The following is a 21,327-nucleotide window of genomic DNA, read 5'->3' on the forward strand; positions in this document are numbered from 1 at the left end:
ACTTAATGTTGTCCAAATGGAACAAGCTTTGGACTTTCTAAATCATCTTGTAGATAATAGATGCTTTGGCCACGTTTTCGCATTTGAGTGAAATATCGATCTCCATGCTTACTGAACGGGCCACATAAAATAATTACAGGAGATTTTCGTTGTTGCTTTTCTACGTAATGTAGTAATCGATCAATCGGCTGAGTCATTCTTGCACCATTAATTCGAGCAAGAATATCGTAAGTTTTACCTAGTTGAGATTTACCTCCACCAATTGGTAAATGATAAACAGGAACGCCACTTTCCATGTTCAAATTTAGAAATATTTCATAATTAATATTTTTTAATGCAGCGTATTGGACTATAAAGGCAATATTACTAGCAATTGATTCGATGTTTTCAATGATACTTAATCTAAAATTATCATGATGAGTATCTCGTAAATTGATAATAAATGTAATTGAATAGTCAGCAGTTTTTTCATAAATTTTCGTTTGAAGAACTTGAGTTTTAGCACTAGCTTTCCAGTGAATTCGATGAAATGAGTCCGAATAGACATAGTCTCTTGTTCCAATCGGAGCTAGAAAATCTTCAAACATACTAGTATTTGTTACAAAACTACCATATGAGTTAGTTGAAATTATTTGATCAATTTGAGGTACAGGAATTAAAGTAGGATAAATAATAATTTCTTTATGTAAAAATGGTTTATAGGTCAAATATAGATAGCCTAAACTGAAGAAATTAGAAATTTTTAATTCTACTTGTTTAATTCTAGTAACACCACGTTTATTAGCTGAGAGCGGTAATGTAATCTGAATCGTTTCGTTACCTTTTAGTTGAATTGGGATCATTAGTTCTAAATTTGAATCGCTACTAACTGCTTTAAAATTTATACTTTCTACTATAGGTTCTAATTTTATTCGAACTGTTGCGTTAATAATTGGTAACCAATGATTCTGGGTTATCTTAATAGGTAAATTAAATTGCTCTCCGACGGAAACTCGAATGGGTTCCTTGTCGTTTTCGATGACAAGGTGATCAGCAATATGTTTTAAATAGTATCGACTCATCAAACTAATAATGATTAAAAATCCTCCTAAAAACATTAATAAATAAGAAGATTGATAGACATTAATGATTAGAAATATGACCCCGAAAATAATTAAGATATCAAGTGAATTTTTGCCATGTATTTCTTTATTCCAAGTCATTTATTGACCAGCTCCAGCTTCTACAGGAACTTCAACTTGATTTAAAACTGATTCTATAACTTGTGTAGCATTTTTCTTTATGGATGCCTCAAGGGTCAAGACTAATCTGTGTGAAAGGAGATAAATCGCAACATCCTTCACATCTTGTGGAGTGACGAATGATCTATTGTTTATATATGCTTTACCTTGTGAAGCTCTCATTAGTGCCAATGTACCACGAGGACTAATGCCGAGTTGAATATCTTCATGATTTCTTGTAGTATGAATAATGTTTAAAATATAATCCTCTACTTCTTCCGAAATTGTAACAGTCTTCACCTGTTCTTTCATTTCATCAATTTCTTCTAAAGTTAGTACATTTTTTAAATTCGAAAATGGAGTATTTGAACGATAAGACTTCATAATACTTTTTTCCTCTTCAAATGTAGGGTATTTCAAACTAATTTGCATGAAAAATCGATCCATTTGTGCTTCAGGTAATGGAAATGTACCTTGTTGTGATTCAATAGGATTTTGGGTTGCTATCACGATAAACGGATTTGGGAGAGGAATCGTTTCTCCATCGATTGTTACCTGGCGTTCTTCCATTACTTCTAATAAACTAGCCTGGGTTCTAGGTGTAGCACGATTAATCTCATCTGCTAATAAAATATTCGTCATAACAGGACCGATTCGAAGTTGAAAGTCTTGTTCTTTTGGATGAAAAAATTGAATACCTGTTACATCACTAGGTAATAAATCTGGAGTAAATTGAATTCTTTTAAATGAACCGTTAATCGTTTTGGCAAAACTTTTAGCTAACTGTGTTTTTCCAGTACCAGGGACACTTTCCAATAGAATATGCCCATTATTAATAAGAGCAATGAAAATCATTTCAACGACATCTTCTTTACCAATTATCACGTGACTAATCTCTTTCTTTAATTCCAATAACTTTACTGATCTATTCATAGTTCTCTCCTTATCTTTTAAAACGTTTTAAGCATTATTAATTCTATTTAAAAATCGAAAAAATTGTAGAATATGCTATTATTTTAATAGTTAAACAATAGTAAAGTCCAATAATTCTCAATTTTTAAAATCTATTAAAGAGAACAATAAATATTAGTTGATATTTAAAAAAAAACACTGTAGAATATAATGTTTGTTTGCTAAAAAATGGAAATTGCTTAAAAGACGGAAATTCTGAAACGCCAGTGACAGACTAAAGTTTTTAAGAATCATAAAGAGTATTAAATGATGATGATGATAAAAATATGATTAATTAAAGGTTCCGGATTGTTTTGTCTTTTCCTATACCATGCATTCCATTGAACCTCGCTTTAACAGGAGAGAAAAAGATGAAAAAAATAATGATAGTATTAGCTACCTGCTTTTTTGCTTTAGTTTGCGGGTGTACAAAAAATAATCAAGATGAACAAAAAGTAAAAGAAGATAAACAAAATACAGAACAAGTTAAAGAGCCAAAAGAGCCTATAAAAAAAATAAATCAGGAAGTTACAAAGGTGACTGTTGGTGCCGTGGGTGACTTGTTAATTCATAATGAAGTATATGAAGATGCTAGGCTTCCTAATGGTGTATATAACTTTAATAAAATGTTTGATGAAGTTAGAAAAACGATGGAAAAGCCAGATATTTTAGTAGCAAATCAAGAAACGATGATTGGGGGAAAGCAATTCGGATTATCTACTTATCCAGCGTTTAACAGTCCATATGAGGTTGGAGATGCACTCAAAGGGGCTGGGGTTGATTTTGTAACACTGGCCAATAATCATTCGCTTGATCGAGGTGAAAAAATTATACGAAGTGCAATTTCCCATTGGGACGCTATTCATATGCCATATACAGGGGCTTTTAAATCACAAGCAGATCATGACCAAATTAGAGTGATAAATAAAAATAATATTCGATTTTCATTTCTTGCTTACACATTTGGTACAAATGGGATTCCCGTTCCTAAAGGAAAAGATTATTTAGTAAATTTGATCGACCTTGCCAAAATACGTAGTGATGTTGCAAGGGCAAAGAAAGTATCAGATGTAGTAGTAGTTGCTATGCATTGGGGGATTGAATATGAAAGAATGCCAAACAATACCCAAAAGAATCTTGCAAAACAATTGGCTGATATGGGAGTTCAAATTATTATTGGAAATCATCCACACGTCCTGCAACCGCCGGCATGGATCACTGGAAAAATGGGGAATAAATCAATTGTTTTTTATTCATTAGGAAATTACTTATCAGCTCAAGATGAAATTTATGAGTTAATTGGTGGAATGGGTACAATTGATGTGGTTAAAACTCGAACTGATCAAAATGTAAAAATTGAACTAGAAAATCCAAGTTTTTTTCCTACTTATAATTACTATCGTGATAATCGCAATTTTAAAATTATGTCTTTGGAAAATATTAATGAAGTTAATCTAAAAAATGGCAAAATGAGATACAACGAAATAATGAACCATATGCGAACAAATATTAAGGATTTAAAAAGTATTCCTGAGGTTCAAAATTAAAACGGTAAAATGGGTAAATCGCAATTAAAATCTTAGAATCGCAAATAAAAAGTCTGATCGCAATTAAAATCTGAGAATCGCAAATAAAAAAGGCAAATCGCAATTAAAATCTTAGAATCGCAAATAAAAAAGGAAAATCGCAATTAAAATCTAGGAATCGCAAATAAAAAAGGCAAATCGCAATTAAAATCTGAGAATCGCAAATAAAAAAGGCGAATCGCAATTAAAATCTGAGAATCACAAATAAAAAAGGCAAATCGCAATTAAAATCAGAGAATCGCAAATAAAAAATACAAATCGCAATTAAAATCAGAGAATCGCAAATAAACAAGGCAATTCACAATTAAAGTAGATGAAGAATTGACCAAAACAAAATAAAATCAGTTCAAGCACAAAAAAATTACAAAAAAATGTTTGATTACATAAATTTTTACATTAAAATTTTACATCTAATAATCTTCACTACTGACGAAACAATCCGGAAAGCTTATATGCCACAATATAAGCTTTTTTTCTATTCATTAAATAAGTATTTTCTCACAAACTACTTAATAATTGTTTTAATGATTTTTAGCGTACATTTCAACTAGGAAAAAATCTTTTGAAAAACTTTTTTAAAAAATTGTTTATTTTTTTGCAGGGTTTTTAAATTTGTCTTCGTCTAAAGTTATGGAAGAGGAAAAGAGGTGATGCAATGGAGTCGGATGAACAATTAGTAAGGAATATAGTAAAGGGGAATCATCAACTATTTAAAGAATTAATCGTAAGATACCAATCAAAGGTATTTGCAGTAGCATTGAAAGTTTCAAATAACCAAAAGGATGCTGAAGATATTTCGCAAGAAGTCTTTCTCCAATTGTATCGTTCTCTCGAAAACTTTAACGGAGAATCTAGTTTTGCCACATGGATTTATCGAATTACAATGAATAAAGCAATTGATTTTAAAAGAAAACAAGTAAAACAACAGGAAAATGAAACTAGTGAATTACTTTCTACTTTACCAGAAGAGAATTTATTATCACCTGAAGAAGCTTTACTAAAAACGATTGATAAAGAACTTATTCATTCATATTTAATTGAATTGCCACAGGCATATAGCGATGTATTGAAATTATATTATTTTGAAGAACTTACTTATGGGGAAATAGCTTTGAAATTAAATGTAGCCGTTAAAACTGTAGAATCACGTTTATATCGAGCTAAACGATTAATTAAAGACAAGCATAAAGGAGGGATCATTTGAAACATTTAACTTCTGACCAATTATTATCGTATCAACAAAAGAAGCTTTCAAATAAAGAATCTCTTTTGCTTGAACAGCACTTAAATGAATGTATCTCATGCCAGGCGGAGCTTGAACTTTTAAATGAATTAGACAAGGAATGGATGAATCCACCTGAATTTCATTTTTCAGATGATCTAGTGAACGAAATAATGAAACAAACTGAATCAATACAAATTACGGAAAAAACAAATGAAAATAAATCTAAAACGAATTCAAAAAAAGTTCGCTTAATCCATTTAGTGTTGGCTGCTGCAGCAACATTTTTATTCTTCCAATTTCAATTAACTGAACGGATTACAAATTCCAATCGTCACGTTGTACAAACGATTGATCAGACGTCTTCGTTAATTGAAAAAAGTGAAGAAATTAAATTATCAATTCCAATTCCAAAAATTTTGAAAGGAAATAAAAAATAATGGAGGTACAAACATTGAAAAAACGTAAAAAATTAGTTTATTTATTATCAATCTTACCTGGTCTTGGCCATTTTTATTTAGGATTAATGAGTCGAGGATTGCAGTTTATGCTGTTATTTTTCGGTACAGTATTTTTAACCCATCTAATTTCAAGCTTTGGATTTTTTATACCAGTCATCGTATTTTATAGCTACTTTGATGCACTTCAATATCATAGTAAATATCGTGAGGATATTGAATTAGTAGATGAGCCTATCTTACATCATCAATTTAAATTTAATAAGTATTTAATTGGTTGGGTATTAATTGGTTTTGGTTGTTTATCTTTATTAGAGAACACTTCTGATTATATTTCTAGACATTACAATATCTTTATCGACTATAATTTAGTACAAAATTTACTAATCAGTATTGTTTTTGTCGGTCTTGGTATTAAATTATTAACTGGAAAGTCGAAAAAAGAAGTATGAGGAATTGGAAGGTTGGCACTATAACAGCGGGAATCATTTTAATCGCAATTGGTTTACTATGGTTTTTACAAAATTTTATTTCAATTCCTTATTCGAAGCTTCTTATTAATGCATGGCCAGTTGCTTGTATTTTATTAGGAATTGAAATACTACTATTCAATTTAGTAAGAAAAGAAGAAACACTCCGTTTTCATGGATTTAGTATTTTTTTACTTATAATAATGATGGTTGTTTCATTACTATTTAGTATTGGTCATTTGTTTGTCAAAGAAATTGGTTATACATTCAAATCTAAAGATATTGAAATAAATGATTCGAAAACGATCACTTCATCAATTAATGAAGTTATTATTAACGCTAATAATAGTGAAATCAGTGTAATTGGAACTGATACTAGTTCAGTAAACGTAAATGGTAATATAAGAGTTCCGGATCGTGATAAAGAAGATAGTGAAAAAGTATCTGATTATTATTCAGTAAAAACACTTGGTGATAAACTGATTATCGAGATTCGTAATGATGACCATCAGATTTTCCACTTTAAGGATGACAGCTCCCATCTAAATATTGATTTGCCTAAAAGCATTTTAACGAATATAAATGTAAAAAATGGCTCTATCAATTTATCAAATAAAGACAATGAAACAGTCATTAATTCAAATGACGGGCAAATTAATATTGAGAATGTTACTGGTAACTTAGTTGCAAAAACTAGAAACGGTTCGATCAGCTTAACGAATGCAAATTTAAAAGGTGATAGTGAAATTGCAACGAGAGATGGTGAAATTACAATCAAAAATATGTCTGGTTATTTAAATTCCACTACAAGAGATGGAAGCATTTCGATTGAACATGCAAATATAGAAGGAACAAGTGAAATTACGACATATGACGGAGAGATTAACTTACGAGATTATAAAGGTAATGTAAACGCAAAAACAAATAATGGTGCAATTAATGTTGAGAATGCATTATTAAATGGTGAAAGTAAAATTTCTTCTGATGATGGCGAAATTCAAATCGATTTGCTAAAGGATAACAATCTAACGATCAATGCGGAAACAAATGATGGAAGTTTTAGTGGAAATATTGGATGGAAAATGAAAAATAAAGATGAAAATCATACCAATAAGGCGATGGTTGGAAGTGGCGAACATCAACTTAATTTAAAAACGAGAAATGGATCAATTTATGTAAATAAAGATTAGAAGAGTAAAAGCCCCATATATTGTATGGGGCTTTTTTTACTAAAGACGTATTAGTATTTGCTTTTTTACAAAAAAAACCTTTAAATACATTTTGTATCAAAGGTTATATCCAGCTAAGGTAAGTGTACAGATTTAATATGTCCCAGTTTTAGATAAACATTTTGTCCACTCGCAACGGAAAGTTCTATTTGATTATTATCTACTTTATTTAAAAGCCCAATTTTCATTGGATCTGTTCCACCATCAAAAATAACAAGCTTTCCAATTTCTTTTCTAAGCTGAATTTCTAAAGACCTGTGTAAAGGTGTAGTAGATGGATGTACCCCTAGTGTCTCATTTGTTAAATTATATGGCACCACTCTATGGTTATATGGAGTGATCCATTTTAAATGTGATAAAGAAATATACATTGTATGAAATACAGGTGAGTAAAATACAAGATAATCATTTAATACGTTCATAATATAACCATGAAAAGTTATATTACCAGTTACATAAATTTCTGAAAATATTCCTTTAGCATTTAGTAAAATTTTACGATATGAAATTGTCTCCATTTCTTGTGTAATGGATGGTTCATTAGGGTTATCTATTTTTTCTTTTAATTCATTGTTTTGATATACCATATGGATATGCATCCAAGGGATATAATAATATTTTATGCCGTTAAAAAGCACTAAAATATCTTGTCCTAAATCAGTAAGAATTCCTTCGAATATGACATCTCCAGATAATCTTACAGAGACTTGTTCTCCAAGCAATGTAGATACATCACTCACGTAGATCTCCTCCTAAAGGGTAATTAAATTAATGGGCAAAAAATAATTGTATCCAATAAAATAATAATATTAATGAAATAATTGTTGTTAATGGAATCACAATTATAGTGACGCTTAAATAATCCTTCCATTTTACTTTAATTTTATTTTCCTTTAAAATGTGCATCCAAATTAATGATGCTAATGTTCCAATTGGTAACAGTAGCGACCCTATATCACTACCAACTATATTAGCAAGATAGATTGCTTTTAGTGTCACTGGATCTAGTCCCATTTCAGTTAGGCTGATTGTGCCAATCATAAGGGCAGGGTGATTGTTAAAAAGATTTGACAAAACGCTTACTAATCCACCCATTGCCAAAGTGGAATTAAAAAGTCCCTGGTTAACGATTGGTTCAATTTCTTTTACAATAAAATCAGTTAGACCAACATTATGGAGTCCGTAAATAATTACATACATTGAGAATGCAAATAAAAGAATTTGCCATGGTGTCTTTTTTAAGATATCTACAGGATTTGTTCTTAAATGGTACCATCTCCATATAAGTAAAATAAGGGAACCTAGTACAGCAACAATTTCAATTGGTATTGAAATAAAGGATGCAACAAAAAGTAAACATCTCATAACAAATACAAAAGTTAAAATTTTAAGCATAAACTTTGTTCTTTTTCTTTTTGTTTCAACAGAAATTTTACTTTTTAACGGATGAAAATTTTTAATAAAAAAGGATTCTTCAATATCATTTGTTGAAGCGGGTAACACTTCTGGAAATTTACTTTTTAATACGAAATACATCATAATCGACATAAATAATAAGCCTAACATTGTAGGTACAAACATCATTAAGGGTTGCATATAAAGTGGCATGTGTACGATTTTTAAACCTATTAAATTCACGATATTACTTACGCCAATTGGAGCACTTGAAGCAGTTGCAATTAATGCACCTGATAATAGGTAGGGTATTTGTTGATGTGGTTTTAAGCGTAGATTTTTTAAAAGAATTATTAGTATAGGTGTTGTAATGAGGATGCTACCATCATTATTAAAAAGTAACGTCATTAAAAAACATAGTAATTGAATGTACCAATATAATCGATAACTAGAACCTTTGGCCAATGTAACTAGTCGAGCTGCTGACCAATGAAAGAAGCCAAAGCTCTCTAAAATAACAGCCATAACAATTGTTGCTATAATTGTAATTGAAGCTCCACCGATTTTCGTTATAATGTCATATAAATCGTGTCGGCTAACAATTCCAGTTACTAGAATGATTATAGCCCCAATTGAAGCAGGCCATGCTTCATGAATTCCTTTTGGTCTCCAGAATATGACAGCCATTGTCATAATGAAAACAAATGCTGTCATTGCAATTTCAAAATTCATTTTCATTCACCTTTCTCTAATCGGTAGTATTTTTTTGAGTCCTACTTGTCCGATTAATATACTAATATTCAATTTTACTAATCATGTACTTAGTCAATTGACCATTTTTTTTAGTTTGTATATTTGTCCACATAGTTGAAATTGCCCGAAATGACATCGTCCTATAGGTACACATGCCCCGAAAAAACTCAATTTTCCAAAAGAAAAAGGTCAGCTGCTACGCTGACCTAAATTATTTTGAAATATCATTATGAAAATTTCTTTCCATTTATATAATAACAATCTTCTTGATATGTAATAAAAGCAATTTCAAATTCAGGAATTTTCAATGTGTTAATATGTTTCTCGATTGTAGCTGCGAAACGATCTCTAGTTTCACCTCCACGTTCAAACCACTTTACTTCAATGAATGGAAAGCTTTCTACAATTTCACCATTAAAAATTGAAGTTGGATGGATACAATCAATCGTAAAATTATCAGTTCCACATTCACAAACCACTGCAAGTTCTTCGATTAAAGACTTACTAATTTTGCAAATATCATCAGTTGAAATCCCTTTAATTAATAATTGAGGCATAAATGTCCCACCTTTTTTTCTCCCATTATAACTCAAAAATTAAATTAGTTTAATTTTCTAAATTGGGTTTTACGATATTTACATGGAATATATTTATTTGGCTTCGTGAATCATACCTTGATTGCACAGTTCTTAATGAACATATTATCTTGATCATTTGGTATTCAGCGTAATTCTGTGGATGGTAAAAAACCAATAATTGGTATTGATAATCATTTTCAGTTGTGGTAATCTAAGATTAATAAAAGAAGTTTAAGAAACAAGCCATTGTTTTTCTTAGTTCTTCGTTTGTATACACATTAAAATGTGAATTGCGACCCTAGAACCCCCAAAAACCCTAAAGAAGAGAAGAACGCGCTAGGACAATAGTTTTTCTCTTCACCAAATTAATAACCCTGTTTTTTGACGCAGATTATTCTGCGTTATTTTTTTTGTGTGAAAATACAGATTATTTCGTAAAATTCTATAAAAATTATTATACTAATTTACTAATATGTAAGTTTGGAAATGTGAACAAAAAGTTAATCAAAATCTAATATTTGTCTAAAATGTGAACGTTGTGAATAAGTGAGCAATTGGATTGAACCATTGATATATATAGGTTTTTTTGAAAAAAGCATATTTTCAAATATGTCTAAAATGTGAACACTCTTTTTTTCCTTTCAAAATGGTAATTAATTGTTTGTTTTTTTAATTAAAGTATCTTACTATAACTGTGGACATTGTTTGTCATTTTGGTGACAATTTATAAAAATACTTATCTAAGAAATAATTCAAAAAAACTATTTTGAACTTTTACTTACGTTATAGGAAGGAAGAGCGAAATGAAAAAATTTCTAATGGGCATGATGATCATGCTGGTTGCATTAGTAATGGGTGCTTGTGATAAGATTGCAGTTCTTAATCCAAAGGGTCCTGTCGCTAAAACGCAAGCAGATACGATTATCTTCTCGATGTTGATGATGTTAGGAGTTTTACTAGTAGTTTACATTCTTTATATTGTTATTCTATATAAATATCGTGCTAGTAAACTTCCAAAAGATTACGAACCTCCTCATGAAGAGGGAAGTAAAACACTTGAAATTATTTGGACTGTCATCCCAATCATTATTGTTGCAGTTTTATCAGTTGTAACTGTTAAAACAACAAATGCAGTTGAAAGTGTACCAAAAGGACATGAAAATGATAAGCCACTTGTTATTTATGCAAGTTCTTCAAACTGGAAATGGCATTTCTCTTATCCTGAACAAGGAATTGAAACAGTTAACTATGTAAATATTCCAACGAATAGAAATGTTGAATTCCGACTTTATTCATTTGGTCCGATTACAAGTTTTTGGATTCCTCAATTAGGTGGACAAAAATATGCAATGAGTGACATGGTAACTAAATTAAACTTTGTTGCTTCAAATGAAGGTTCTTATATAGGTAAGAACAGTAACTTCAATGGTAAAGGCTTTGCTGGAATGGAATTTGAAGTACTAGCAATGAATAATAAGGATTTTAACGGCTGGGTTAAGGACGTTAAAGAAACAGCTCCTGCTTTAACAGAAAAAGAGTTCAATAAATTACTAAAAATTGAGCATTTAGGTAGAAAGACATATTCTTCGACTCATTTAGAATTTAGACCAGCTCCAGAAGGTAAAAATGCAGGGCATCAACATGGTTCTATGAAGGATTCATCTGATCACCATGACATGGATAATATGGAGGGGATGAAATAATGGGTTATAAATGGGATCACTTTTTTGTAACAGGTGAACCAATGATCTATGGCGCAATGGTGAGTATCGTTGTTGTATCTCTTGCTATTGTAATTGGTTTAACCAAATTTAAAAAATGGGGTTATTTATGGAAAGAATGGTTAACTACTGTTGACCATAAACGTATCGGTGTAATGTATATTCTGTGTGCATTATTAATGCTATTCCGTGGTGGAGTAGATGCGTTATTAATGAGAGCACAGTTAGCAGGACCAGATTTAAAAATATTAGATGCACAACATTATAATGAAATTTTTACAACACACGGCTTAATTATGATTCTGTTCATGGCGATGCCTTTCATTATTGGGTTAATGAACATCGTTATTCCTTTACAAATCGGAGCTCGTGACGTAGCTTTCCCTTACTTAAATGCAGTAAGTTTCTGGTTATTCTTTGCTGGTGCAATGCTTTTAAACTTAAGCTTTGTTATCGGTGGATCACCTGATGCTGGTTGGACAGCTTACTTCCCACTAGCTAGTAAGGAATTCAGCCCAGGAGTTGGGAATAACTATTACGCAATTTCGCTTCAAATTGCTGGTCTAGGTACTTTAATGACTGGTATTAACTTTATCGTTACAATTTTAAAAATGCGTGCTCCAGGCTTGAAATTAATGAAATTACCAATGTTTACTTGGAGTATTTTAATTACAAACGTTATTATCGTATTCGCATTCCCAGTATTAACAGTAGCTTTAGCATTAATGATGTTTGATCGTGAGTTTGGTACTCAATTCTTTACGATGGCACATGGTAATGACATGCTTTGGGCGAACTTATTCTGGATTTGGGGACATCCTGAAGTTTACATCGTTATTCTTCCGGCATTCGGTATATATAGTGAAATTATCGCTACTTTCTCAAGGAAGAATTTATACGGATATAAGAGCATGGTTGTCAGTATGATTGCCATCTCTGCTTTAAGTTTCCTTGTGTGGGTTCACCATTTCTATACGATGGGTCAAGGTTCTGTTGTAAATGGCTTCTTTAGTATTACAACAATGGCAATTAGTATACCAACCGGTGTTAAAATATTTAACTGGTTGTTTACATTAAGAAAAGGTAAGATCGAATTTACCGTTCCAATGCTGTACTCACTAGCGTTTATTCCGATTTTTACAATCGGTGGGGTTACAGGTGTAATGCTAGCAATGGCAAGTGCTGACTACCAATATCATAATACGATGTTCTTAGTTGCTCACTTCCATTATGTATTAATCCCAGGTACTGTATTTGCGGTAATCGCAGGATTTTACTACTGGTTCCCTAAAGTATTTGGTTTCAAATTAGATGAAAAAATTGGTAAGATTACGTTCTGGACAATTATCGTTAGCTTTAACGTAACATTCTTCCCATTATTCTTATTAGGATTAAAAGGTATGACTCGTCGTACTTATACTTATAGTGCTGAGTCAGGTTTTGGACCATTAAATATGATTGCTACAATTGGTGCTGTAGGGTTAGCAATCGGATTCTGTTTACTTGTTTACAATATTTATTACAGTGTACGTTACGCACCAAGAGAAACAACTGGTGATCCATGGAATGCAAGAACATTAGAGTGGGCTACAAGCAGTCCAATTGCTCCTTATAATTTCGCAGTAATTCCAAAAGTTGATTCTTTAGATCCATTCTGGAAAGCTAAAAAAGAAGGTAAATCATTACTTGAAGGTGAAATTACAGATATTCATATGCCAAGTAATAGCGGTATACCATTCATTTTAGGTGCAGCATTTATGGCATTTGGTTTCTTCTTAATATTTGAATGGTGGGTTCCAATGATTGTATTTGCAGTGCCAATCGCACTTTGCTTAATTGCACGTTCTTTCCAACGCGATCATGGCTTCCATATTCATAAAGAAGAGATTATTGAAACAGAGAAAAAATTACGAGGTGATCATTATGAGCAGCAGGCCTCTGTATAGTCTAGGTGAAGAAAGTTCTAATAAGATTCTTGGCTTCTGGATATTTTTAGGAGCTGAGATTGCCTTATTCGGAACATTGTTCGCAGTTTACTTCACTTTAGCGAATAACACTGGTTCAGCACCTACTCAAAAAGAATTATTTGAAATGAAAGGTGTAATGATAGAAACATTTGCCCTATTAACAAGTAGTTTTACGATTGGTTTAGTTGTGAACGCAATAAAATTAAATCACAAAAAAGCTTTTATAAGCTTCCTTGTTTTAACACTAGCTTTAGGAGCAGTCTTCTTAGGAGTAGAGATTACAGAGTTCTTTACTTACGTTCATGAAGGCGCAACAATCCAAAGTAGTGGTGCATTATCAGCATTATTCGTATTATTAGGTACTCACGGTGCCCACGTATCATTCGGTATGTTATGGGGTATTGCAATCTTAATTCAAGTTTCTCGTGAGGGAATTACAGAAACTACAGCAAACAAAACATTTATTTATTCATTATACTGGCACTTCTTAGACGTAGTATGGATCTTTATCTTTAGTTTTGTTTACGTGAAAGGACTGATTGGATGAGCGCATTATTCCCTAAGCATCAAGTGGTTGGCTTCATCCAATCACTTGTTCTAACAATCATAGCTTTAAGTGTTTACTATTTAAATTTACCGTTTAATGTATCATTTATTATTTTAATTGTAACTGCATTATTACAAGGTGGTCTTCAGTTAATTGTTTTCATGCATATGAATGAAAATGAAAATAAAGGAGTATTATATATCAATTTAGGCTACGCAGTATTTATTGCAGTAGCAATTGTTTTCGGTACTCTTTGGACATTAATTTGGGGTATGTAATAGTTAAAAGCTCTTCGACATTCGAAGAGCTTTTTAGCTGTTAAAAAACAATCTTGTCAATTAATTATCAAACTTTTGTAAAGGAGTAGAGTTGTTGATTTCCATTACAGGATGCTCGCTTTCCATGGGGCGAGACCTGAGTCTCCTCGGCCAGCCTGCGGGGTCTCAGCCTTCCCGCATATCCCATAGGAGTCGAGCATCCCTCCATTCCAATCAACTAATTCATCAAAAAAAGTTTACGATATAAACCTGATCAAATAGCCTTTACATAGTGTAATCTAACAGAATTTTTATCAGCTTGTAAGTTAATAATGATTGAAAATCAACTTATAAACTAATCATTTAAAACATATATCTAAACTTTGCTCTAAACATTTTAAATTTCCGAAAAAGCAATAACCATAGTTTGTTGGTTAATTATAATAGTTAAATACTTTAACATTTTAAATGTTAAAAAATTGAAATCGAATATAAATAATATTTCACTAAATTTTGATTTCCCTATAGACCGTTTTGTATCTGAACAACACTGAAAAGCTCTTCGACATTCGAAGAGCTTTTTTTTCGTTTTTTTAAAGGTAAATTTTGATTTTCTTACAAAACTTAAAGCAAAATTGTTTAATATAAAAATAAAAAAGAGGTAAATAAATTTAATAGCAGGTCGTCTTGTATTAAATGTAGAAGTAAGTAATAAAAAATATTCGAGTTTATACTTATGAACAATTACATTAAAACAATGGGGATAAGGTTTGAACAGGACAAAGTATTCCGCAAGAAAAGTTAATGTCATCAATTGTTCACAATGTTGTGAATAATATCTTATTTGTAAGCGTTATTTCTATTATTATATGTAATAGTTTAATATAATAATTGCATAATAATTAATCATATCTTGTTTGATAGGTAATACAAGATACATAATTATTTGGGTATTTATTTACTTTTAAGGAGGAAAAAAGTATGGAAATGAATGACAATTCTAACATTGCAAAGTGCCCGTTTAATCATGGTAGCACTACTACTCCGAAATCGGCTGGTACAGTAAATAAAGACTGGTGGCCAAACCAGTTAAATTTGAACATTCTACATCAGAATGACAGAAAATCTAACCCTATGGATGAAGAATTTAATTATGCAGAAGCATTTAAAAAGTTAGACTATCAAGCGCTTAAACAGGATCTTCATAATCTAATGACAAACAGTCAAGATTGGTGGCCTGCTGATTATGGACATTATGGTCCATTCTTTATACGTATGGCTTGGCACTCAGCAGGTACATATCGTACAGGGGATGGCCGTGGTGGGGCAGGAACTGGTACACAGCGTTTTGCTCCACTTAATAGTTGGCCTGACAACGGGAATCTCGATAAAGCCCGTCGACTGCTTTGGCCGATTAAGCAAAAGTATGGTAACAAGATTTCTTGGGCTGATTTATTTATACTAACAGGCAATGTTGCTATTGAATCAATGGGCGGAAAAACATTTGGATTTGGTGGAGGACGCGAAGACGTTTGGCATCCTGAGGAAGACGTATACTGGGGTACTGAGACCGAATGGCTTGGGGATAAACGATATACGGGTGACCGTGAGCTAGAGAATCCACTAGCTGCTGTTCAGATGGGTCTGATCTATGTTAACCCAGAAGGACCAAACGGTAAACCGGATCCTATTGCTAGTGGTCGTGACATTCGTGAAACATTTGCCCGAATGGGAATGAATGATGAAGAAACAGTTGCACTAATCGCTGGGGGACATACTTTTGGTAAAGCTCACGGCGCAGGAGATGCTGCTCATGTTGGTCCAGAACCAGAAGCAGCTCCGGTTCATTCCCAAGGGCTAGGATGGCTAAGCACTCATGGCTCTGGTAAAGGTCGTGACACGATTACTAGTGGTATTGAAGGTGCCTGGACTGCAAACCCAACAAAGTGGGACAATGGTTACTTTGATCTATTGTTTAAATATCAATGGTGGCTTACAAAGAGCCCAGCTGGTGCGTTTCAGTGGCTAGCTGTAAATCCTGAGGAGAAGGATCTTGCTCCTGATGCTGAAGATCCAAGCGTTCGTGTTCCAACAATGATGACTACAGCTGACATGGCTTTGCGTTTTGATCCTGAATACGAAAAGATATCGCGTCGTTTCCATGAAAATCCAGAAGATTTTGCTGATGCTTTTGCACGTGCGTGGTTTAAACTAACGCACAGAGATATGGGGCCTCGTTCAAGATATTTAGGTCCAGAAGTCCCAGAAGAAGTTTTAATTTGGCAAGATCCTATACCTGCCTCAGAATATGAAATAACTGATGCAGAAGTTGAAAAAATCAAATTAATGATTCTAGATACAGAACTTACAATTAGCGAGTTAGTAAATACTGCTTGGGCCTCAGCAAGTACATTCCGTGGCTCAGATATGCGTGGCGGTGCGAATGGAGCTCGAATTCGACTATCTCCGCAGAAGGATTGGGAAGTAAATCAGCCTGACCAACTTTCAAAAGTACTTAATGTATTAGAGAGCGTTCAAAACCACTTGCATAAGAAAGTCAGCATGGCCGACTTAATTGTACTTGGTGGTAGTGCTGCAGTAGAAAAAGCTGCACAAGATGCAGGTTTTGATGTAAAAGTTCCTTTTACTCCAGGACGTGGCGATGCAACACAAGAGCAAACAGATTTAGAAAGCTTTGCAGTGCTAGAGCCGATTGCTGATGGATTCCGTAACTATCAAAAGAAACAATATAGTGTAAATTCAGCAGAGCTATTAGTAGATAAAGCACAATTGTTAGGCCTAACTGCTCCAGAAATGACTGCACTTATAGGCGGTATGCGCGTACTAGGTACAAACTATGATGGCACTCAACACGGAGTATTTACTGAACAAGTCGGTACACTTACTAATGATTTCTTTGTAAACTTGCTAGACATGGGAATTGCGTGGACACCAGTAGACGGAGACGTATTTGAAGGACGTGATCGCAAGACGGGTGAGAAAGTACGTACAGCTACTAGTGTTGATTTAGTGTTTGGTTCAAATTCAGTGTTACGAGCAATAGTAGAAGTGTATGCTCAAGATGATAACAAAGAGAAGTTTGTGCGTGACTTTATAGCTGCATGGGTTAAGGTCATGAATGCAGACCGCTACGACCTCGGTTGAGGAAATATACAATCTATATGAAATAGTATGAGGTAAATAAAAATCCTTCCTGATCAATCAGGGAGGATTTTTTCGGTATGCCCAAGCAGATTGTATGGATCAATCTAAACTTAAGTTTTTGTATATTGTCTACAAACAAAAGGCGGTCATATAGACAGCCTTTTGGAGTGTAAATTAAAATCAGTTTAAAGGAGCTTTTTGGAAAATACTCTCCTACTTAAGCTGATTTTTTTCGATCATTTGGCAGCATAAAAGCTACTAAACCTAATAGTGGTAAGAAGCTACATAAATTCATTACAAAATTTAAGCTAGTTGCATCGGCAATTACACCTAATAATACTGCTCCTAAAGCACCCATTCCAAATGCTAAACCAACTATTAATCCACTTACTAAACCAACTTTTCCAGGGACGAGTTCTTGAGCGTAAACAACAATTACACTAAAAGAACTTGAACTAATGATCCCAATTAAAAATAATATTGGAATAACTGCTAGCAAAGAGATATGAGGTAAAAGTAAGGCTAATGGGAATGTACCAACTAATGAAAATAAAATCATATTCCGTTTACCGAAACGATCAGCTAACGTTCCACCTATGAAAGTACCTATTACGCCTGCAATCATAAAGATAAATAAATATAATTGTGTGCTTTTAATTGATAAGCCATAACTTTTAATTAAGTAAAACTGATAATAATTACCTATGCCTGCTGAGTACCACGAACGTGCAAATGTAATAAATACTAGTAGTATAATAGCGAATTTTACAGCTGATGTAATTTTGATATTTTCACTTGAAGACTGAGCTTTACTTTTTAATTTAAAAGGGTTTTCTTTCAGTTTATTTCGATACCATGTGGATACGTAAATTAAGACACAAATCCCAATGGCAGCTAGAATCGTAAACCATGCAGCACCTTTTTGTCCTAATGGTACGAAAATTAGTGCTGTAAAGATTGGCGCCAGTGAGTTCCCTGTATTTCCGCCTACCTGGTAAATCGCTTGCGAGAGTCCTCTTTTTGAACCTGACGCTAAAAAGGCTACTTTTGAGCCCTCTGGGTGGAAGATGGCAGAACCTATACCAATTAATAGAACTGATAATAATACAATAATTAAATTAGGTGCAAATGCTAAGCAAAGCATTCCGAGTAGACTGGATGCCATACCAATCGGTAGGAGAAATGGTGAAGGCTTTTTGTCAGAAAAAATCCCAAAAACGGGTTGCATTACAGAGGAAGTCATATTTAGCGCAAAGGCTATGAATCCAATTTCTGTATAAGTTAAATTCATCGTCTTTTCTAAAATTGGAAATATGGCTGGTACAACTGCTTGCATAGAATCATTTAATAAATGGCCTAAACTGATTGCAAATAAAATTTGATACATTGTTGACTGATTAATAACCTTTGAATTAACTGCTGGTTGCATAATAGCCTCCTTTCTAATTGACTTATCTATCATAAACCAATCTTCGGAAAATTTACACAATTTTGCTTCATACACATTTCAATAAACTTTATGCTCATTTATAATATAAGAAATGGTTAAAATTGCATTTAATAAGTAGCTATGAATTTTTTAAAATGATAATGGATTATTCAGTAGGGAGTGTAGAATGGACAAGTATTCAACTGAGTTAATGAGATTTTTTAAAGAACATAAAAATAATAATAATCGACCTGCAATGGAAGCTTATATGAAAAATAGATTTACATTTTTAGGAATTAAAGCACCAGAACGAAATGCACTTTTGAGACAGTATCAAAAGAGTAATGGTGAACCACCGAATTTAGAATCAATAATCGATATTTGGAGCTTAGAGGAAAGAGAATTTCAATATATTGCATTAACATATTTAGATCGGCAGTATAAAAAAGCAGAGCCCGAACGAATTAAATTATATGAACAACTAATAGTCGAAAAGTCTTGGTGGGATACTGTTGATACAATTGCTGGGCGATTAATTAGTTATCACTTTTTAATCTATCCTGCATTAATTGATGAGTACGCTAATAAGTGGATCTCTTCGGAAAATATGTGGCTGAATAGAGTCGCGTTATTATATCAAATGAAATTTAAGGAAAAAACCGATCAGGAGCGTTTATTTCATTATTGTCATCTACTCAAAGAAAGCAAAGAATTTTTCATTCAAAAAGCAATAGGCTGGGCGTTGAGAGAGTATTCCTATATCAATCCTAAAGAGGTTGAATTATTTATCAATCAAACTAATTTGTCACCTTTAAGCAAAAGGGAAGGATTAAAATATATTGATAAATTGAAGTGTTAAATATGTCGATTTTCCGGGAAATAACCGATATATTTTACTAATTTAAGTAAGTTGAGACATTAGTATGAAAAGGTTATAATAGGTGCATTATTGTTTTTTAAAACCATCCAGACTGCCCACCAAACGCTTGCAATCAGTCTGGAATCAAATTTTTTATTATTTGTTTACACACTGTATTGTTGCTTTAAAACACTCCTCTTTTATCTAGTCGAATTATATTTAAATTTGAGTGATGTGACTTGTACGAAATAACTAAATGAAAAAAGTTCAAAGGAGATTTAGTGTTTATGAAATCTACTTTTAATAATATTATAAAATTTTGTCTTTGTTTTAGCTTAATTAGTACCTTCTTTATTCAAAAAACTGTACACGCAGACGAAATAAACCTATTTAGTGATAAGGCAATTTCAATATTGGCTGATAGTGGCGAAGTAATTTATAGTAAGAACGCAAATAAAGTAGATTTCCCAGCTAGCACAACGAAAATAATGACCGCAATGGTGATGATGGATCATTTAAAAGAGAATGATAAAATTCAAATGACAAAAAGAAGTATCCAAGAAGAAAAAAGTAATTCCCAAATTCTTTTTTCTGAAGGAGAGGTTTTAGATCGAAATACAGCATTAAAAACAATGATGATTTTAAGTGCCAATGATTTAGCATATGCTATTGGTGAAAGAGTTGGCGGAAATATGGACAACTTTGTAAAAATGATGAATGAAAAAGCTAAAATGATTGGTGCAAATCACACAAACTTCATGAATCCCAATGGCCTTCACAATGTAAATCATTATACAACTGCACATGACTTAGCTTTAATTACAAAGGAAGCTTTAAAATACCCATTAATTATTAAAGCAATGGGTACAAAAGATGCTCGTATTAGTACATCTAAGCAAAAGAATGTATATATTTTTAATCGTGGAAAAATGTTTAAAAATCCTTACTTTTATGCGGGGAAAACAGGATATACTGATTCTGCTAGGAATACTTTAATTGAAATAGATAAAAAAGATGGCCAAATGATTATTAATATTTTATTACGCTCATCAAAACCACAGTATCTACAAGATATTAAGTTATTAGATTCCTATGCATTTTCAAGAATCCATAATAAAACTCTTATAAAACAAAGTGATTGGCAGAGAGAATTAAAAATTAGAAATGATCTAATTCAAACAAAAATACCAAATGATTTATCTTTTTTAACTGCACTAGGCACGAATACAAATTACGATATAAAAATAAAACCTTTAAGTGCAATAGATAAGTCATACAAGGAAAATGGAATTTCTAAAAATCAAAAACTTGGTAGAGTTGAAGTATGGACCAAAAACGAGGAACTTTTCAGTACTGAGTTATTAGCTGCTAAATCATATGACCGACCGACCATCCTTTCTATGAGTACATTTATCATTGCAGGATCGGTAATTTTACTTTTGCTGTTAATATTTTTTATTACAAAACCAAAAAGGAAAAGAGAATATATGTAAATTAAAAAGGCGAATCGTATTGTTTAC

General features: G+C 32.4%; 18 protein-coding genes. 12 read left to right on the forward strand and 6 right to left on the reverse strand.

Features of this window, described 5'->3' with window-relative positions; genetic code table 11:
* Positions 1–2 precede the first annotated feature (2 nt).
* Positions 3–1,202 (reverse strand): DUF58 domain-containing protein, encoded by a 1,200-nt coding sequence (locus BM319_RS06810; protein ID WP_091021982.1) that lies wholly within the window; start codon positions 1,200–1,202, stop codon positions 3–5.
* Positions 1,203–2,153 carry an AAA family ATPase gene (locus BM319_RS06815; RefSeq protein WP_091021984.1) on the reverse strand — a complete coding sequence of 317 codons (951 nt, stop codon included), beginning with the start codon at positions 2,151–2,153 and terminating at the stop codon, positions 1,203–1,205. It abuts the gene before it with no gap.
* 389 nt (positions 2,154–2,542) lie between these two features.
* On the opposite strand from BM319_RS06815, the gene BM319_RS06820 reads away from it, so the two are divergent.
* The 5 genes from BM319_RS06820 (at position 2,543) to BM319_RS06840 (ending at position 7,097) form a co-directional block, all read left to right on the forward strand.
* A complete protein-coding gene (locus tag BM319_RS06820) occupies positions 2,543–3,718 on the forward strand; it encodes a CapA family protein (protein ID WP_091021986.1) in 1,176 nt (391 codons plus the stop codon).
* Positions 3,719–4,412: 694 nt separating this feature from the next.
* On the forward strand, positions 4,413–4,961 hold the full coding sequence (locus BM319_RS06825) for an RNA polymerase sigma factor (protein WP_069035459.1): 549 nt from the start codon (positions 4,413–4,415) through the stop codon (positions 4,959–4,961).
* Positions 4,958–5,419, forward strand: a complete 462-nt coding sequence (locus tag BM319_RS06830) for a hypothetical protein (RefSeq protein ID WP_091021988.1) — start codon at positions 4,958–4,960, stop codon at positions 5,417–5,419. Before BM319_RS06825 ends, BM319_RS06830 begins: the two co-directional genes overlap by 4 nt.
* A 14-nt stretch (positions 5,420–5,433) precedes the next feature.
* The gene (locus BM319_RS06835) at positions 5,434–5,889 is read left to right on the forward strand and encodes a hypothetical protein (protein ID WP_069035461.1); all 456 of its coding nucleotides are present in this window, start codon (positions 5,434–5,436) and stop codon (positions 5,887–5,889) included.
* On the forward strand, positions 5,886–7,097 hold the full coding sequence (locus tag BM319_RS06840; RefSeq protein WP_069035462.1) for a DUF4097 family beta strand repeat-containing protein: 1,212 nt from the start codon (positions 5,886–5,888) through the stop codon (positions 7,095–7,097). The genes BM319_RS06835 and BM319_RS06840 overlap by 4 nt, the downstream gene beginning before the upstream one ends.
* Before the next feature lie 113 nt (positions 7,098–7,210).
* On the opposite strand, the gene BM319_RS06845 is transcribed toward BM319_RS06840, so the two are convergent.
* The 3 genes from BM319_RS06845 to BM319_RS06855 all read right to left on the reverse strand — a co-directional run bounded on the left by BM319_RS06845 (position 7,211) and on the right by BM319_RS06855 (position 9,841).
* Positions 7,211–7,876: a YwrJ family protein gene (locus tag BM319_RS06845; protein ID WP_069035463.1), complete on the reverse strand. Its 666-nt coding sequence runs from the start codon at positions 7,874–7,876 to the stop codon at positions 7,211–7,213.
* Positions 7,877–7,904: 28 nt separating this feature from the next.
* On the reverse strand, positions 7,905–9,263 hold the full coding sequence (locus BM319_RS06850) for an arsenic transporter (protein ID WP_069035464.1): 1,359 nt from the start codon (positions 9,261–9,263) through the stop codon (positions 7,905–7,907).
* Between the two features lie 248 nt (positions 9,264–9,511).
* Positions 9,512–9,841 carry a DUF1904 family protein gene (locus BM319_RS06855; protein WP_069035465.1) on the reverse strand — a complete coding sequence of 110 codons (330 nt, stop codon included), beginning with the start codon at positions 9,839–9,841 and terminating at the stop codon, positions 9,512–9,514.
* A gap of 824 nt (positions 9,842–10,665) precedes the next feature.
* On the opposite strand from BM319_RS06855, the gene qoxA reads away from it, so the two are divergent.
* The 5 genes from qoxA to katG all read left to right on the forward strand — a co-directional run bounded on the left by qoxA (position 10,666) and on the right by katG (position 17,519).
* Positions 10,666–11,565 carry a cytochrome aa3 quinol oxidase subunit II gene (gene qoxA / locus BM319_RS06860; RefSeq protein ID WP_069035466.1) on the forward strand — a complete coding sequence of 300 codons (900 nt, stop codon included), beginning with the start codon at positions 10,666–10,668 and terminating at the stop codon, positions 11,563–11,565.
* Positions 11,565–13,529, forward strand: coding sequence for a cytochrome aa3 quinol oxidase subunit I (gene qoxB, locus BM319_RS06865; protein WP_069035467.1), 1,965 nt, complete (start codon positions 11,565–11,567; stop codon positions 13,527–13,529). Before qoxA ends, qoxB begins: the two co-directional genes overlap by 1 nt.
* The gene (locus tag BM319_RS06870) at positions 13,498–14,097 is read left to right on the forward strand and encodes a cytochrome c oxidase subunit 3 (protein ID WP_056474257.1); all 600 of its coding nucleotides are present in this window, start codon (positions 13,498–13,500) and stop codon (positions 14,095–14,097) included. The genes qoxB and BM319_RS06870 overlap by 32 nt, the downstream gene beginning before the upstream one ends.
* Positions 14,094–14,375 (forward strand): cytochrome aa3 quinol oxidase subunit IV, encoded by a 282-nt coding sequence (qoxD, locus tag BM319_RS06875; RefSeq protein ID WP_069035468.1) that lies wholly within the window; start codon positions 14,094–14,096, stop codon positions 14,373–14,375. The genes BM319_RS06870 and qoxD overlap by 4 nt, the downstream gene beginning before the upstream one ends.
* A gap of 960 nt (positions 14,376–15,335) precedes the next feature.
* Positions 15,336–17,519 carry a catalase/peroxidase HPI gene (gene katG, locus BM319_RS06885; protein ID WP_091021991.1) on the forward strand — a complete coding sequence of 728 codons (2,184 nt, stop codon included), beginning with the start codon at positions 15,336–15,338 and terminating at the stop codon, positions 17,517–17,519.
* Between the two features lie 217 nt (positions 17,520–17,736).
* On the opposite strand, the gene BM319_RS06890 is transcribed toward katG, so the two are convergent.
* Entirely contained in the window at positions 17,737–18,948 is a 1,212-nt protein-coding gene (locus BM319_RS06890; RefSeq protein WP_069035470.1) for an MFS transporter, read from the reverse strand.
* 187 nt (positions 18,949–19,135) lie between these two features.
* Here BM319_RS06890 and BM319_RS06895 point away from each other — a divergent pair, with 187 nt between their 5' ends.
* The gene (locus tag BM319_RS06895; protein ID WP_091021993.1) at positions 19,136–19,807 is read left to right on the forward strand and encodes a DNA alkylation repair protein; all 672 of its coding nucleotides are present in this window, start codon (positions 19,136–19,138) and stop codon (positions 19,805–19,807) included.
* A gap of 287 nt (positions 19,808–20,094) precedes the next feature.
* Complete coding sequence (locus BM319_RS06900; protein ID WP_091021995.1) at positions 20,095–21,300, forward strand: D-alanyl-D-alanine carboxypeptidase family protein; 1,206 nt, start codon at positions 20,095–20,097, stop codon at positions 21,298–21,300.
* The last annotated feature ends 27 nt before the right edge of the window (positions 21,301–21,327 follow it).

Source organism: Bacillus sp. UNCCL81 (assembly GCF_900112535.1).
Lineage (GTDB): Bacteria > Bacillota > Bacilli > Bacillales > Bacillaceae_G > Gottfriedia > Gottfriedia luciferensis_B.

Excerpts from the sequence above, each read along its gene's own strand:
- BM319_RS06820 (WP_091021986.1), top strand. The coding sequence starts at position 2,543 with ATGAAAAAAATAATGATAGTATTAGCTACCTGCTTTTTTGCTTTAGTT.
- BM319_RS06890 (WP_069035470.1), bottom strand. The coding sequence starts at position 18,948 with ATGCAACCAGCAGTTAATTCAAAGGTTATTAATCAGTCAACAATGTAT.
- katG (WP_091021991.1), top strand. The coding sequence starts at position 15,336 with ATGGAAATGAATGACAATTCTAACATTGCAAAGTGCCCGTTTAATCAT.
- BM319_RS06855 (WP_069035465.1), bottom strand. The coding sequence starts at position 9,841 with ATGCCTCAATTATTAATTAAAGGGATTTCAACTGATGATATTTGCAAA.
- BM319_RS06825 (WP_069035459.1), top strand. The coding sequence starts at position 4,413 with ATGGAGTCGGATGAACAATTAGTAAGGAATATAGTAAAGGGGAATCAT.
- BM319_RS06815 (WP_091021984.1), bottom strand. The coding sequence starts at position 2,153 with ATGAATAGATCAGTAAAGTTATTGGAATTAAAGAAAGAGATTAGTCAC.
- BM319_RS06810 (WP_091021982.1), bottom strand. The coding sequence starts at position 1,202 with ATGACTTGGAATAAAGAAATACATGGCAAAAATTCACTTGATATCTTA.
- qoxA (WP_069035466.1), top strand. The coding sequence starts at position 10,666 with ATGAAAAAATTTCTAATGGGCATGATGATCATGCTGGTTGCATTAGTA.
- BM319_RS06900 (WP_091021995.1), top strand. The coding sequence starts at position 20,095 with ATGAAATCTACTTTTAATAATATTATAAAATTTTGTCTTTGTTTTAGC.
- qoxD (WP_069035468.1), top strand. The coding sequence starts at position 14,094 with ATGAGCGCATTATTCCCTAAGCATCAAGTGGTTGGCTTCATCCAATCA.
- BM319_RS06850 (WP_069035464.1), bottom strand. The coding sequence starts at position 9,263 with ATGAATTTTGAAATTGCAATGACAGCATTTGTTTTCATTATGACAATG.
- BM319_RS06895 (WP_091021993.1), top strand. The coding sequence starts at position 19,136 with ATGGACAAGTATTCAACTGAGTTAATGAGATTTTTTAAAGAACATAAA.
- qoxB (WP_069035467.1), top strand. The coding sequence starts at position 11,565 with ATGGGTTATAAATGGGATCACTTTTTTGTAACAGGTGAACCAATGATC.
- BM319_RS06840 (WP_069035462.1), top strand. The coding sequence starts at position 5,886 with ATGAGGAATTGGAAGGTTGGCACTATAACAGCGGGAATCATTTTAATC.